Below are 14,498 nucleotides of genomic sequence, written 5' to 3' on the forward strand. Positions count from 1 at the left end.
AACAATATTATGAAAAAGATCTCTGTCATGCTGGCAGCGACGGCCCTGATTTCGGTCATGGCGACGTCGGCCTGGTCCAAGACCCTTGTTTATTGCTCCGAGGGCTCGCCGGAAGGCTTCGACCCGAGCCTCTATACGGCAGGCACGACCTTCGACGCGTCGTCGCGCACGGTCTATAGCCGCCTCGTCGAATTCAAGCATGGCGGTACAGAGATCGAGCCCGGCCTGGCTGACAGCTGGAGCGTTTCGGCCGACGGCACGCAATACACCTTCAAGCTTCATCCCGGCGTCAAGTACCAGACCACCGACTTCTTCACGCCGACCCGCGATTTCAACGCCGACGACGTCGTGTTCTCCTTCGAGCGCCAGCTGAAATCCGACAATCCGTGGAACAAGTATGTCGAAGGCGGTTCCTACGAATACGCAGCCGGCATGGGCTTCCCGGATCTGATCAAGTCCGTTGAGAAGGTCGATGACCTCACCGTCAAGTTCACGCTCAACCATCCCGAGGCGCCGTTCCTCGCCGATCTTGCCATGGACTTCGCCTCGATCGTTTCCAAGGAATATGCCGACAAGCTCGCAGCCGACGGCAAGATGGCGCAGCTCAACCAACAGCCGCTCGGCACGGGTCCGTTCACCTTCGTCGCCTACCAGCCGGATGCCGTCATCCGCTACAAGGCCAACGAAACCTATTTTAAGGGCAAGGAAAAGATCGACGATCTGGTTTTCGCCATCACCTCCGACGCGGCTGTCCGCGCCCAGAAGCTGAAGGCCGGCGAATGCCAGCTGATCCCCTATCCGAATGCAGCCGACGTTCCCGAACTGAAGAAGGATGACAAACTGACGGTGATGGAACAGGCCGGTCTCAATGTCGGCTTCCTCGCCTACAACACGCAGATGGCCCCGTTCGACAAGCCGGAAGTTCGCCGCGCCCTCAACATGGCGATCAACAAGCAGGCGATCATCGATGCCGTCTTCCAGGGTGCCGCGGCCGTTGCCAAGAACCCGATCCCGCCGACGATGTGGTCCTATAACGACGCTGTTCAGGACGACAAGTATGATCCGGACGCTGCCAAGAAGGCTCTTGCCGATGCCGGCGTCAAGGATCTCAGCATGAAGATCTGGGCAATGCCGGTTTCGCGTCCCTACATGCTGAATGCGCGCCGTGCCGCTGAACTGATGCAGGCTGATTTCGCCAAGGCCGGCGTCAAGGTCGAGATCGTCACCCATGAATGGGCCGAATATCTGAAGCTCTCCTCCGACGTGAAGCGTGACGGCGCCGTCATCCTCGGCTGGACCGGCGACAACGGCGACCCGGATAACTTCATGGATACGCTGCTCGGCTGCGACGCCGTCGGCGGCAATAACCGCGCTCAGTGGTGTAACAAGGAATACGACGAACTGATGACCAAGGCCAAGCTGACCGCCGATGTCGGCGAGCGCACCAAGGCCTATGAGCAGGCGCAGCTGATCTTCAAGAAGGAAGCTCCCTGGGCGACCCTCGATCACTCGCTCGTCTTCGTTCCGATGAGCAAGAAGGTCTCCGGCTTCTTCATGGATCCGCTCGGCATTCACCGCTTCGACGGCGTCGACGTTTCCGAATAACCAGAATAATGTAAGAATGCCCGGCAGAGCTGGGCGCAGCCGGCGGTCAGGATCTCCTGACCGCCGGAAACTATTGGACATCTGCCATGTTGCGTTTTTTCATCGGCCGCCTTGCGGTGCTGATCCCGACATTCCTCGGCGTTTCCCTCATTGCCTTCTCCTTCATCCGCATGCTTCCCGGCGACCCCGTCATGCTTCTGTCGGGTGAGCGCGTCATGGCGCCGGAGCGTCATGCCCAGATCATGCATGATCTCGGCTTCGACCGGCCTGTGTATGTGCAGTATTTCGATTATCTCGGAAAACTGCTGCATGGCGATCTCGGCACCTCGATCGTCACCAAGCGGCCCGTTCTCGGTGAATTCCTGACGCTGTTTCCGGCGACGCTGGAACTTTCGCTCTGCGCCATCATCCTCGCCGTCTGTCTTGGCGTGCCCGCCGGTATCTTTGCCGCCGTCAAGCGAGGCACGTGGTTCGATCAGAGTGTGATGGGTGTTGCCCTGATCGGCTATTCCATGCCGATTTTCTGGTGGGGCCTGCTCCTCATCATCTTCTTCTCCGGCTATCTCGGCTGGACGCCCGTTTCCGGCCGCATCTCGCTGATGTATTTCTTCAAGCCGGTCACCGGCTTCATGCTTGTCGACAGCCTGCTGTCAGGCCAGAAAGGGGCGTTTTCCTCCGCCGTCAGCTACCTCATTCTGCCGACCATCGTGCTGGCGACCATTCCGCTTGCCGTCATCGCCCGCCAGACGCGCTCGGCGATGCTCGAGGTTCTGGGTGAGGACTATGTCCGCACCGCGCGTTCGAAGGGACTGAAGCCGCTGCGCGTCGTCGGCGTGCACGCGCTGCGCAATGCGATGATCCCGGTCATCACCACCATCGGTCTGCAGATCGGCGTTCTCCTTGCTGGCGCCATCCTCACCGAAACGATCTTCTCCTGGCCGGGCATCGGCAAATGGATGGTCGATTCCGTCTTCAAGCGCGATTACGCCGTGGTCCAGGGCGGCCTTCTTTTGATCGCCGGCGTTATCATGATGGTCAATCTGATTGTTGATGTCCTCTACGGATTCATCAATCCGCGCATTCGTCATTAGGAGCGGTTCATGAGCACCGTCACCATCAAAACCGGCCAGCCATCCGCTCTCGCGGAATTCTGGCACTATTTCTCCCGCAATAAGGGCGCCGTCATCGGCCTCGTGGTTTTTACCATCATCCTGGTCGTCGCCGTCCTCGCGCCGCTCTTTGCACCACATGAACCGAATGAGCAGAACCGTCAGGTGCTGCTGGCCGTGCCATCCTGGATGGAGGGCGGCAGCATCTCCTTCCCGCTCGGAACGGATGCCGTCGGCCGCGATATTTTGTCGCGACTGATCTACGGCGCGCGCTTCTCGCTCTTCATCGGCGTCGTCGTCGTCACGCTTTCGGTCATTTCAGGCGTGCTGATCGGCCTCGTCGCCGGATATTTCCGCGGCAAGGTCGATACGGCGATCATGCGCCTGATGGATATCATCCTGGCCTTCCCGTCGCTGCTGCTCGCCCTCGTGTTGGTTGCCGTGCTCGGGCCTGGACTTACCAATGCGATGATCGCGATTTCGCTGGTCAACCAGCCGCATTTCGTGCGGCTGACGCGCGCCTCGGTCATATCGGAGCGCGAGAAGGAATATGTGATCGCCTCGCGTGTCGCCGGGGCCGGCACCTTCCGCCTGATGTTCAAGACCATCCTGCCGAACTGTCTCGGGCCGCTGATCGTCCAGGCGACGCTCGCCTTCTCGGCGGCGATCCTTGATGCCGCCGCCCTCGGCTTTCTCGGCATGGGCGCCCAGCCGCCGACACCCGAATGGGGCACGATGCTGGCCGAATCCCGCGAGTTCATCTCGCGCGCCTGGTGGGTGGTAACATTCCCGGGTCTTGCCATCCTCATCACCGTTCTCGCCATCAATCTGATGGGTGACGGCCTGCGCGATGCGCTTGACCCCAAGCTGAAGAGGTCGTGATGCCGCTCCTCGAGATTGAAAATCTGACCGTCGAATTCCAGACGTCGTCCGGTCTCTTCCGCGCCGTCGACCGCGTATCGCTTGCCTGCGACAAGGGCGAGATCCTGTCGGTCGTCGGTGAATCCGGCTCGGGCAAATCTGTCGCCATGCTCGCGCTGATGGGGCTTCTGCCCTGGACGGCGAAGATTACCGCCGACCGCATGCAGTTCGACGGCCAGGATCTGCGCGGTATTTCCGGCCGCCAGCGCCGCAGGATCGTCGGCAAGGACATGGCGATGATCTTCCAGGAGCCGATGTCGAGCCTCAATCCGTGCTTCACGGTCGGATTCCAGCTCGGCGAGACCCTGCGCGTTCACATGGGCCTCAACCGCAAGGAGCGCCGCGAACGCTCGATCGAACTCCTGAACCTGGTCGGAATTCCGGCGCCGGAAGACCGGCTGTCGAACTTCCCGCATCAGATGTCGGGCGGCATGAGCCAGCGCGTCATGATCGCCATGGCACTCGCCTGCAATCCGAAGCTTCTGATCGCCGACGAGCCGACAACCGCGCTCGACGTGACGATCCAGGCGCAAATCCTCGATCTGCTCGTGCGTCTACAGAAAGAGCAGGGAATGGCGTTGGTGCTGATCACCCACGACATGGGTGTCGTTGCCGAAACCGCCGAGCGTGTGCAGGTGCAATATGCCGGCCAGAAGGTCGAGGAGCAGCCGGTGAAGGCGCTGTTCCGCGATCCGCATCATCCGTATACCGCGGCCCTGCTCGCCGCCCTGCCGGAACGCGCAGAAGTCGGCCAGCGTCTTCCCTCGATCGCCGGTGTCGTTCCCGGTCAGCACGGCCGCCCGACCGGCTGTCTTTTCGCGCCGCGCTGCGGCTACGCCACGGTCGAATGTGACCGCGGTGTCGTCCGTCAGGGGCCGGAGCTTGGGCTGGCGCTGTGCAATTATCCTTTGAAGGACGGCAAGCCGCTCGGGCATCCCGGCATCATGGCCGTTGAAACTGCAGGAGATCTCGTATGACGGGCGCTGTTCTCGAGGGCAGGGATCTCGCCCGCTTCTACACCGTCAATCGCGGGCTCTTCAAAGCCGATGCCACCGTCAGGGCGCTGAACGGCGTCAGCTTCAGCCTCCATTCCGGCAAGACGCTAGCCGTCGTCGGCGAATCCGGCTGTGGCAAGTCGACGCTCGCTCGCCTGGTCACCATGATCGAGAACCCGACGTCGGGCGAATTGCTGATTGACGGCAAGCCCGCCCATGTCGGCGACCGCAGCCTGCGCAGCCAGGTTCAAATCGTCTTCCAGAATCCTTACGGCTCGCTCAATCCGCGCCAGAAGGTTGGCTCGATCCTCGAAGAGCCGCTGAAGATCAACACTGATCTCAACGCCGCCGCGCGCCGCCGCAAGGTGGAGGAGATGATGGCCCGCGTCGGCTTGCGTCCCGAGCATCACGGCCGCTATCCCCATATGTTCTCCGGCGGCCAGCGCCAACGCATCGCCATTGCCCGCGCTTTGATGCTACGGCCGAAGGTGCTGGTGCTCGACGAACCGGTATCGGCGCTTGACCTCTCGATCCAGGCGCAGGTGCTGAACCTGCTGATGGATCTGCAGAAGGAGATGGGACTTGCCTATCTCTTTATCTCGCATGGCCTGTCCGTCGTCCATCACATCGCCGACGAGGTGATGGTGATGTATCTCGGCCGGCCGGTGGAAACCGGTCCCGCCGCCGAGGTCTTCGCCAGGCCGCGCCATCCCTATACGGCAGCCTTGCTATCGGCGACACCGATCGCCGACCCCGACCGCGCCAAGAACCGCATCCGCCTGCAGGGCGAACTGCCTTCGCCGCTGAAACCTCCGTCGGGCTGCCATTTCAATCCACGCTGCTGGAAGGCGCAGGATTATTGCCGCCAGGTCTCGCCTGAACTAAGCGGCGAGGGTGCACAACAATATGCCTGTCACTTCCCGCTCGATTGAGTGGGAAAGTCAAGTTTTAGGAGGAAACATGCCGGGTGAGCAGACGAGCGGGCCCCATGCAATCATCGTCATGGGGGTCAGCGGCTGCGGCAAATCCTCCGTCGGCGAAAAGCTCGCGGGAGCCTTGCACCTGGCCTTCGTCGAAGGCGATGCGCTGCATCCCGCCGCCAATGTCGAGAAGATGTCGAAGGGCATTCCGCTGACCGATGAGGACCGGATGCCCTGGCTCGACCGCATCGGCGAAGACATGAAGGCCTCGCTTGAGAAAGGCGAGGGCATCATCGTCTCCTGCTCGGCGCTGAAACGCATCTATCGCGACAGGCTGCGAGCTGCTGCCGGCGACAATCTTTTTTTCGTCTACCTCGAAGGCTCCAGGCAATTGCTGACGAAACGGATGGGCGAGCGCAAGGGCCATTTCATGCCGGTGTCGCTGCTCGAAAGCCAGCTGGCGACGCTTGAAGCGCCGACCGGCGAGCATGGCGTCGTCACCGTCGATATCGACGACACGATCGACGGCATCTCGGCCACGGCCCTCGAAGGTCTTGCAGCCCTCGGTATCACGGCTTGAAGCGCTGCGGCGAATAGGCGGCAATATCAATGAACGGCGCCTCGCCGGTAATGAGTTCGGCAAGCACGCGGCCGGTCACCGGTCCGAGCGTCAGCCCGTGATGGGCATGGCCGAAGGCGAACCACAGTCCCTGATGGCGCGGCGCCTTGCCGATGATCGGCATCATATCCGGCGTGCAGGGGCGGGCACCCATCCAGGGTTCGGGATCGAGCCTCTCTCCGAGCGGGAAAATCGTGCGGGCCACGGCCTCGGCCCGGTCGAGCTGGACCGGCGTCTTTGGCGCATCGAGCGTTGCGAACTCCGCGCCCGTCGTCAGACGGATGCCGCGGCGCATCGGCGCCATGAGATAGCCGCGTTCGGCATCGAGCATCCAGTTGTTGAGAACGGCATTGCCCTTGGTGGCATAATGCATGTGATAGCCGCGTTTGACGCCGAGCGGCAAGGAATAGCCGAGCCGGCGCGTCGCAACCGCCGCCCAGGGACCAAGCGCCAGAACTGCATCGTCGGCTTCGAGGGGGCCTTCCGCAGTCATGATCTTCCAGCCGGAGCCGAACTGGCCGAGCGAGGCGGCGTCGCCTTTGACGAACCGGCCGCCGAGGCTTTCGAAATAGCGGCGATAGGCCGATGTCAGCGCATGCGGGTCGAGCACCGACCAGGGGTCGCGCCAGTGGATGCCGCCGGCGAAATCGCCTGTTATATCCGGTTCCATGCGGGCGATATCGGCCGAGGTCAGGCTGTCATATTCCACCCCGAATTCATTCTGCCAAAGTGCGGCCTCCGCCAGGGCCTGGTCACGCTTGGCCTCAGTCCGGAAGATCTTCATCCAGCCGTCCTTGCGGATCAGCGCTTCGGCCTGCGCCGCCTCGACCAGATCCTTATGTTCGGCAATTGAATTTTCGATCAGCGGCGCATAGGCCCGGGTGATGACCGCGTGGCGCCGCGCATTGGAATTCCACCAGTAGCGGGCGAGAAAGCCGACCTGGCTCGGCAGCGTGCGCAGGTGATAATGCGCGTCGGTGCGGTTATTCAGTGCATAACGCAGCAGAAGCCCGAGCTGCTGGGGAAAGCCGTAAGGCATGACGCCTTCGCGCTGGATCAGGCCGGCATTGCCGAAGGAGGTCTCGCTGCCCGGATCCTTGCGGTCGATCAGCGTCACCTGCCGGCCGCGCCGCTGAAGATGGATGGCCGCCGACACCCCGACGATGCCGGCGCCGAGCACGATTGCGTTCTTCGTCATTTCCCCTGCATTCCGCTTTGTTTATCGGGTGAAAATGCCCGTGCGGATACCGCCGCGCAAACGAAAAATCGCATTCATTTCAAAATCATTGCGCTTTTCAGTGCGGCATTTTCAGCCTTCACGCGGATATAGAGGACAAGGGCGTTGAGAAGCGAAAAGCCGATCGCGTAAAACGGCAGTCCGAAGGCCAGCGGAAGGGCGGCGATCTCGCCGACGACGATCGCGTAGTTCGGATGCCGGAGGAGGCGATAGGGTCCCGATGTCACGAGCGGCGCGCCGGGCAGGACGATGATGCGCGTCGTCCAGCGGCCCTTCAGCGTCGCCAGCACCCAGAGCCGCAGCGCCTGCAACCCCATGAACACGGCAAACCAGAACGGCTCGACCGGCCTCCCTGAAGCAAGCAGCCAGAGCCCGATGATCCAGGCTGTATGCAGCGCCACCATGACGGGATAGTGCTCCGCCGCGACCTCTCTGGCGCCCTTGGCGAGCAGGGCGGCGGTGTTGCGCCGGGCGAGCGCCAGTTCCGCCAGCCGCTGCAGCGTCACGAAGGTAAGCAGCGCGATCGACGGCCACATCATGCCGTTCTCCTCAGCGTCACGCAGCTGGCCGAAAAGCCTGGCCCCATGGCAATCATCGCCGCGCGCCCCGGCAACCCGGCACGGATCGCCCGTTCCAGCACGAACAGGATGGTCGGTGACGACATGTTGCCGTAGTCGGCAAGCACGGCGCGCTCGTGATCGAGCGAGCCAGGCGCCAGCGAAAGCGCGCTCTCCATCGCTGCCAGCACTTTCGTTCCGCCGGGATGGCAGATGAAGCGGTCGATATCTGCAGGCCTCAGCCCGTTTCGCGCCAAAATGGCGGTCACCGCCGGGCCAAGCTCGCGCTCGGCAAAGGGTGGCAGCGATTGCGCCAGCACGATGCCGAAGCCACCATCGTCGATCTTCCAGCCCATGATGTCGAGCGTATCGGGGAAGAGGTGTTCGCCGGTCGATTCCACTTCCGCCAAGCCGCCTCCGCCTGACCGGAGCACGCAGGCGGCGGCACCGTCTCCGAACAGCGCTGTCGCGATGATGTTCGGCCTTGTCAGCTCGTCCAGCCGGAAGGCAAGCGTGCAGAGCTCGATCGAGACGAACAGCACGACGGCGCCCGGCCGGCTTCGCGCCAGCCGCGAGGCGATCGCAAAGCCCGACACGCCGGCAGCACAGCCGAGCCCGAACACCGGCACGCGCTCGATATCGGCCCTGAAGCCCATCCGGCGGGCCAGCTGCGCGTCGAGGCTCGGCGTTGTAAAACCGGTGGAGGAGACAGTAACCACACAGTCGACATCGTCGGCCGTCAGCCCGGCCTGACGAAGGGCGGAGGTGGCGGCCTCGACGAAGAGCTCACCCGCCACCTCCGCATAGGCCTGCATCCGGTCCTGCCAGCCATGCGGTTCGTCGAACCAGGCAAGCGGCCGTGCCGCATGGCGCTTTTGAATGCCGGCACTGTCGAAGACGCGGGCAAGATGGCGGAAATCCTCGAAACGATCGGCAAACAGCCGGCCGGAGGCTTCGACCGCCTCTTTCTGGAAAATGACATGTTCGGGTGCGGCGACGGCGAGGCTGACGAGTTTTACGGTATCGGTCACTAAATTCTCCTTGTCGTTCCCGGCGTAACGCTGAGAACACCCGGTTTCGACGATCTATTCGGCCTCGGTGGCTTCACGAAGCCGTGATGGAGAAAATAGGAAGGCTGCCGAATAAAGCGCGGGGCAGCGGTGTTTTCTCCTCGCAACGTCACTTTCGAGGAGTTTTCCCATGACGATCATGACAGTCCGTATTGCTTCCCTCATTCTCGCCGGCTGCCTTGCCGCTTCCGTTTTCTCCGGCCCGGTCTTTGCAGCCGGCAATGACAGCAGCACGATGCCGACCTGCAAGAAGGGTGAGATCTACGACCAGAAGACCAAGAAATGCGTCAAGCAGCAGAGCGCCAACGTCTCGGACGAGAACCGCACCGACTACGCCTATTCGCTGGCCAAGACCGGCCGCTATGAAGAGGCGCTTGCCATGCTCGACACGGTCAAGGACCAGAATACGGCCGAGGTGCTGAACTATCGCGGTTATGCCACCCGCAAGCTCGGCCGCACCGACGAGGGCATCTCCTATTACCTCAAGTCGGTGAAGATGGACCCGCAATACGCCAAGGTCCGCGAATATCTCGGCGAAGCCTATGTCATCAAGGGTCAGCTCGACCTCGCCAAGGATCAGTTGAGCACCATCAAGGCGATCTGCGGCACCTCTTGTGAGGAATATCAGGATCTGAACGCCGCCATCATCGACCCGTCGAAGATCTGATTGGCAGGCACCGGCGGGAAACGGAACAGAGAAAGGCATGTGAGAATGTCTGTCGCGCCTACCTCATTTCCTGCCTATAGTCGCGCGAGAATGGAATCGCCGGTTCGTCCGGCGGTTCCGAAAAATGCAGGATCGGCGGAGGCGGCCATCGCCAGCGAAGCGGATATCAGGAGCGGCCTGACTGAAAATCTGGCAAGGCTGTGGCGTTATGGTCTTGTTCTCTCGCATCAGCGTGATGTCGCCGACGATCTGGTGCAGGCGACCTGCGTTCGCGCCCTGGAACGCGCCGATCAGTTCATTCCCGGCACCCGGCTCGACCGCTGGCTGTTTTCGATCCTCCATTCGATCTGGCTGAACGAGATCCGTTCCCGCCGGGTGCGCCAGGGCCAGGGTTTCGTCGATGCCCGGGAAACGCTGACTTTCGACGGCGCGCATTCCACCGAAACGCGGGTGATGGCCGGTCAGGTGCTGAAACGGGTGAATGCGCTGCCCGAAGCACAGAGAACGGTGGTTTTCCTCGCCTATGTCGAAGGGCTTTCCTATCGCGAGGTGGCAAGCATATTGGATATTCCGATCGGAACTGTGATGAGCCGGCTGGCGGCAGCCCGCGCCAAGCTCTCAGGCGATGGCCTGGAAGGGGGACGGCAATGAACACGAAGCAAATCATTCCCTCCGACGAGGATCTGACCGCCTTCATCGACGGCGAATTGACGGCCGAAGAGGCCGCACGCATCGAGACCATGGTGAATGAAGACGAGAGCGTCGCCGAGCGGCTGGAATTCCTGGCCCGCGCCAGCCTGCCCTTCGAGCCGGCCTTTGCCCCGCTGCTCGCCGAAGCCCCGCGCCGGAAACTGGAGACGATGCTCGCCGCAATCCCGGCGGCTAACAGCACAAAATCCGGCTCCGCACCCACATTCGCCACCCGTCGCCACTTCCTCGGCGCGCTTGCCGCCTCGCTGATTGCCGGCATCGCCATCGACCGCGCTTTCATCGGCATCGGCAGGAGCTTTTCGGCAAGGGACGAAAACAGCGAATGGCGCGCCGTGGTCGCCGATTATATCTCGCTCTATACGCCGGAAACGCTGGCAGGCCCCGTTCCTGCCAGGGAGTCCCAGGCCGCCCAGCTCGGCCCCCTCGACGACAAACTCGGCCTGTCGCTGTCTCCCGAAGCCGTCTCGCTGCCGGGCATCGATTTCAAGCGCGCTTTGCTGCTGCAATATGACGGCAAACCGCTCGCCCAGATCGCCTATCTCGACCCCGAAACCGGCCCGATGGCGCTGTGCATCGTCAGATCAGATGCAGGCATCAAGGCGCCGGACCTCGAAAACCGCAAGGGCATGAATGTCGTCTACTGGTCGAACGCGACGCATGCCTTCATGCTGATCGGCCATGTGGCGGCGGATCGGATGACGGCGATTGCGGATGGGGTGCGGGGGAGGGTGCAGCTTTGAGGACGAAGCAAGGGGATTGAACTGCACCATTTTTTCCGGCAATTGAGGTGATCAAAATTTGGCTCCGTCTTCGTCGTCGGCGGGATCGAGCCGGGTGATGAAACTTAATTTGGGTGATCCGCAGAAATAATCATCAACATAATCGCGTCGCACTGGCCCGCGCCACAGCTGGCGGCCCTGAGCAAGTTTTGACAATCGGCAATTGTGCGCATGAAGCGCTTGTGCGGCCATAAACGCCTGCTCTCCATTCGGTGATACGGGATGAAATCATGAATTTAAACGTCAAACGGCTTTTGTTTTTCTGCGTATTTCCATTGGTCGTTTTTTGTCTTGTTGTCGGATGGATTTATTGCGGAGCACCGGGGTTCCCCGCACCCAATTTGAAGCGGATAGCTGTCGCTCGTTGGCAACCGCGCGACTCGGCTGGAGAATTCGTGTATCACAACAAGCTTTGGCTCCTGGGTGGCTGGAAAACAAAGCCGACAGAGTTGCTCAGGGATGTCTGGAACTCGACGGATGGTGTCAAGTGGGATCTAGTCCAGCCGGAGCTACCTTTCCACTATACCGACTTGCCAATGACGATCGTGTTCAAGGACCGAATGTGGGTACTAGGTGGGACCACACTCTCGGATCCAGATCATCCTGCCACCAATGCCGTATGGAATTCCGATGACGGAATTCACTGGAACAACGTGCAAGCAGCGGCTTCATGGAGCCCAAGAACAGCTACGCCAATTGTGATGCTAAATGGCAAGCTGTGGATTCTCGGGGGGCTTGAGTGGGTTAATGGCAAGCAGACCCTTAAGAACGACGTGTGGAGCTCCAGCGATGGTATCAATTGGACTAAAGTGACAGAACACGCGGCATGGCAGCCACGGGCGTTTCACGCAGCCATCGCTTATCACGGAAAACTATGGGTTCTTGGCGGCGGGTCCTATCATCCAGACTACATCGCCTTGAACGACGTCTGGAACTCTGAAGATGGTATCAATTGGAAAAAAGTTTCCAATGCGCCATGGAGCGGACGGATCTGGTTCTCGGCGGCAGAGTATCGAGACCGCATGTGGGTCATTGGTGGCTGGAGCAAAGACACGCTTAACGTCGGCGGAATTTGGTTCACGGACAACGGCATTGATTGGACCCGAATGCCATTATCTGACAGCTGGCGACCAAGACATGAACAATCGACTTATGTTGTGGGCGATAAGATAATCATCGCTGCTGGGCATGCCGACCCAATCACAAATGAAGTGTGGGAGCTGAAAGTTCCTCCGCTATGGCTGGAATTCGATCGCCTCGTCCATCGGGTGCTGCCGTTCGTGAACGGGCGGGCGGATGGCAGGGCAGACTAGCCCGGAGGTCGTTAAAGACCAACCTGATGCATCAAACCCTTGCAGATCCGCGGTCGACATTGTGTCTACCGTGGGTAGTCGATGGGAATGAACTGGATGTGCTTCTCGGCGCGACGAATATGATCTCAACATTTCGTCCCAAAATCATTGCTTGATTTGGCTCCCTACGTGTATTCGGAAAACCAGGGAAATTCGATCAAATTTTGAGCGTCACAGTTCGGTCGATCGAGTTGAAGAAGTTGCTGCCGCAGAGCCTGGAATTGGGCTGTAAGGCAATTCCAGAAGGTGGAGGCATGAATGTTCTCGCAGAACCGAATGACAAGCGGCCTAACAATTAAGGTGGATCGATTGTCGCGAGTTGAGTTGTTCACTTACCCTCTCATTATTTGTATCCATGCCTATGCCTTAGTAGTCTTCGGGGCGACGTATTGGATCGATTCACGCGACTATATATCATTGGCCGCTGCCATGTCTTCGCCTGGCGGGTTGCAGCTGTTTTACCAAACAACAGGTCAATGGATATTTAGCCATCTCGGGCCTGGCGTGCCGGGAGCCTGGCTCTTGCTCAGCGAGTTGCCGGTCTCCTGGCAATGGCCGGCGCTCGCAATATTCCAGCACATGGTGGCTGCAGGGGCGCTCATTTTCGCATTTCGGACGGTTTATCGCCTTTGGCCATCGCCCGTGCACATGATTTTTGTCCTATTGCTGCTGCTGCTGCCAGCGTATCAGGCATTTCATAATTCACTTCTGACCGAATCGTGCACTTCATCTCTCGTTCTGATAGGGTTTTCGTGTTGTTTAAGAATAGCGCGGGGGAGTCGGTCTATCAGTGGTTGCGTTGTTGGAGCTCTTATAGTGATCGTGTGCGTGACCCAAGTTAGAAGTTACTGGGGAGCTATAGTCGCGTTAATGTTATTATACGCACTTGTTTCCCGGACATTTCTTATTTCTAGATGGATGATTGTCCTTTTCGCGGTGTCGGCTAGCTCGGCCCTAGCGTTTCCGACATACAGATATCTGCAGGACGGGCAATTTTTTCTTCCAACTGGCGGCATCAACCTTCTAATATCGGCGTCGCAGGCTAATCCACACCCCTCGTCGACAGTGAATGCGCTCCTTAAGGTGGCAGGGTTTCCGGACACTTTGACGCATAGCGGTATCACAATGTCCGACGCGCTATTAATCGCTGAAAAGTGGAGAGCTGAAGGACGCCCTAATAGCGAGATCAACGAAAAGGCAGAGGAACTCGCCAGTGCGCTACGCTCGGATGGGGCGAGTGTTCAATTGAACCGGCTCTTATATGCCATGGCCTCAATCGGAGCGATCTTGCCGTCGGCGGTAGTTCCGCAAACACATGAAGTCTTTCCAGGATACTCTCCCAGGAATTTTCTCGATCATCTTTACGGTTATTATCGTTGGCAAAGCTGGGCATCCTCGGAGGACTATCGGTCGACATTCGGGCGCTTTTTTGGGCCGCAAGCAGCCTCAGATGCGGCAATTTTTCCGTTCGCGGTTCTATCAAACGCTAAGATCTATGCAGCATTCAATCCGTACATTTCGACCTTCGGAGTGGCGCTTCGTGACCCAATAAATATAGGTGTTGTGCCGCCCGACCTTTGGCTTTTGTTGGCTTTGCTGGCTGCTGCATTTTTGACGATACAAGCGAAGGAGGTAACAATATTGCTTGTTTGTTCGTTAGCGACAGCCTTTGCTGTCGCGTATGCGTTTCCTGTCGGAAACCCGCGCTATTCAGTACCATTGCTTCCATTATACTTTTTCGTCACGTCGATTGGGGCGGCTCACCTCATCGCACGGTTGCGACTTTCGAGAGTTCATCAAAAGAAAGCCGCAAAAATATCATCCCATATAAACTAGCGCTTTCAATTCCACCCCGTGTCAGCGTTGCAGGCATCACCTATATTGAGACCACCTCCATCCTAGAGATCGCATGCCGATCCTGGGCGAAAATGGCAAACTCCAGTACGCCTCCCCGGA

Annotated in this window: 15 protein-coding genes; 11 read left to right on the plus strand and 4 right to left on the minus strand. The window is 59.7% G+C overall.

What is annotated here, in order from left to right:
- Nucleotides 1-9 precede the first annotated feature (9 nt).
- From HJB89_RS20870 to HJB89_RS20895, 6 genes are all read left to right on the plus strand, one after another.
- Nucleotides 10-1,605, plus strand: a complete 1,596-nt coding sequence (locus HJB89_RS20870; RefSeq protein ID WP_207583003.1) for an ABC transporter substrate-binding protein — start codon at nt 10-12, stop codon at nt 1,603-1,605.
- 86 nt (nt 1,606-1,691) lie between these two features.
- Complete coding sequence (locus tag HJB89_RS20875; RefSeq protein WP_207583004.1) at nt 1,692-2,696, plus strand: ABC transporter permease subunit; 1,005 nt, start codon at nt 1,692-1,694, stop codon at nt 2,694-2,696.
- Between the two features lie 9 nt (nt 2,697-2,705).
- On the plus strand, nt 2,706-3,596 hold the full coding sequence (locus HJB89_RS20880; RefSeq protein WP_207583005.1) for an ABC transporter permease subunit: 891 nt from the start codon (nt 2,706-2,708) through the stop codon (nt 3,594-3,596).
- The gene (locus HJB89_RS20885; RefSeq protein WP_207583006.1) at nt 3,596-4,612 is read left to right on the plus strand and encodes an ABC transporter ATP-binding protein; all 1,017 of its coding nucleotides are present in this window, start codon (nt 3,596-3,598) and stop codon (nt 4,610-4,612) included. The genes HJB89_RS20880 and HJB89_RS20885 overlap by 1 nt, the downstream gene beginning before the upstream one ends.
- On the plus strand, nt 4,609-5,562 hold the full coding sequence (locus HJB89_RS20890) for a peptide ABC transporter ATP-binding protein (RefSeq protein ID WP_207583007.1): 954 nt from the start codon (nt 4,609-4,611) through the stop codon (nt 5,560-5,562). The genes HJB89_RS20885 and HJB89_RS20890 overlap by 4 nt, the downstream gene beginning before the upstream one ends.
- Before the next feature lie 28 nt (nt 5,563-5,590).
- Entirely contained in the window at nt 5,591-6,130 is a 540-nt protein-coding gene (locus HJB89_RS20895; protein WP_221140251.1) for a gluconokinase, read from the plus strand.
- Here HJB89_RS20895 and HJB89_RS20900 read toward each other — a convergent pair.
- The 3 genes from HJB89_RS20900 to HJB89_RS20910 form a co-directional block, all read right to left on the minus strand.
- The gene (locus tag HJB89_RS20900; RefSeq protein ID WP_207583009.1) at nt 6,120-7,367 is read right to left on the minus strand and encodes an FAD-binding oxidoreductase; all 1,248 of its coding nucleotides are present in this window, start codon (nt 7,365-7,367) and stop codon (nt 6,120-6,122) included. The two genes, HJB89_RS20895 and HJB89_RS20900, sit on opposite strands and share 11 nt — an antisense overlap.
- A gap of 74 nt (nt 7,368-7,441) precedes the next feature.
- Nucleotides 7,442-7,945, minus strand: a complete 504-nt coding sequence (locus HJB89_RS20905) for an isoprenylcysteine carboxyl methyltransferase family protein (protein ID WP_221150482.1) — start codon at nt 7,943-7,945, stop codon at nt 7,442-7,444.
- Complete coding sequence (locus tag HJB89_RS20910) at nt 7,942-8,994, minus strand: type III polyketide synthase (protein ID WP_221150483.1); 1,053 nt, start codon at nt 8,992-8,994, stop codon at nt 7,942-7,944. The genes HJB89_RS20905 and HJB89_RS20910 overlap by 4 nt, the downstream gene beginning before the upstream one ends.
- 169 nt (nt 8,995-9,163) lie before the next feature.
- Here HJB89_RS20910 and HJB89_RS20915 point away from each other — a divergent pair, with 169 nt between their 5' ends.
- The 3 genes from HJB89_RS20915 to HJB89_RS20925 are packed head-to-tail and all read left to right on the plus strand — an operon-like array spanning nt 9,164 to nt 11,151.
- Complete coding sequence (locus HJB89_RS20915) at nt 9,164-9,700, plus strand: tetratricopeptide repeat protein (RefSeq protein ID WP_221150484.1); 537 nt, start codon at nt 9,164-9,166, stop codon at nt 9,698-9,700.
- A gap of 45 nt (nt 9,701-9,745) precedes the next feature.
- Complete coding sequence (locus tag HJB89_RS20920; protein ID WP_221150485.1) at nt 9,746-10,351, plus strand: RNA polymerase sigma factor; 606 nt, start codon at nt 9,746-9,748, stop codon at nt 10,349-10,351.
- Complete coding sequence (locus HJB89_RS20925; RefSeq protein ID WP_221150486.1) at nt 10,348-11,151, plus strand: anti-sigma factor; 804 nt, start codon at nt 10,348-10,350, stop codon at nt 11,149-11,151. Before HJB89_RS20920 ends, HJB89_RS20925 begins: the two co-directional genes overlap by 4 nt.
- A gap of 51 nt (nt 11,152-11,202) precedes the next feature.
- Here HJB89_RS20925 and HJB89_RS20930 read toward each other — a convergent pair whose 3' ends face one another.
- Nucleotides 11,203-11,382: a hypothetical protein gene (locus tag HJB89_RS20930; RefSeq protein ID WP_221150487.1), complete on the minus strand. Its 180-nt coding sequence runs from the start codon at nt 11,380-11,382 to the stop codon at nt 11,203-11,205.
- A gap of 38 nt (nt 11,383-11,420) precedes the next feature.
- Here HJB89_RS20930 and HJB89_RS20935 point away from each other — a divergent pair, with 38 nt between their 5' ends.
- Nucleotides 11,421-12,503, plus strand: coding sequence for a hypothetical protein (locus HJB89_RS20935; protein ID WP_221150488.1), 1,083 nt, complete (start codon nt 11,421-11,423; stop codon nt 12,501-12,503).
- 297 nt (nt 12,504-12,800) lie between these two features.
- Nucleotides 12,801-14,378 carry a hypothetical protein gene (locus tag HJB89_RS20940; protein ID WP_221150489.1) on the plus strand — a complete coding sequence of 526 codons (1,578 nt, stop codon included), beginning with the start codon at nt 12,801-12,803 and terminating at the stop codon, nt 14,376-14,378.
- Nucleotides 14,379-14,498: the final 120 nt, after the last annotated feature.

The organism is Rhizobium sp. NZLR8 (assembly GCF_019685025.1).
In the GTDB taxonomy this organism is placed as follows: Bacteria; Pseudomonadota; Alphaproteobacteria; order Rhizobiales; family Rhizobiaceae; genus Rhizobium.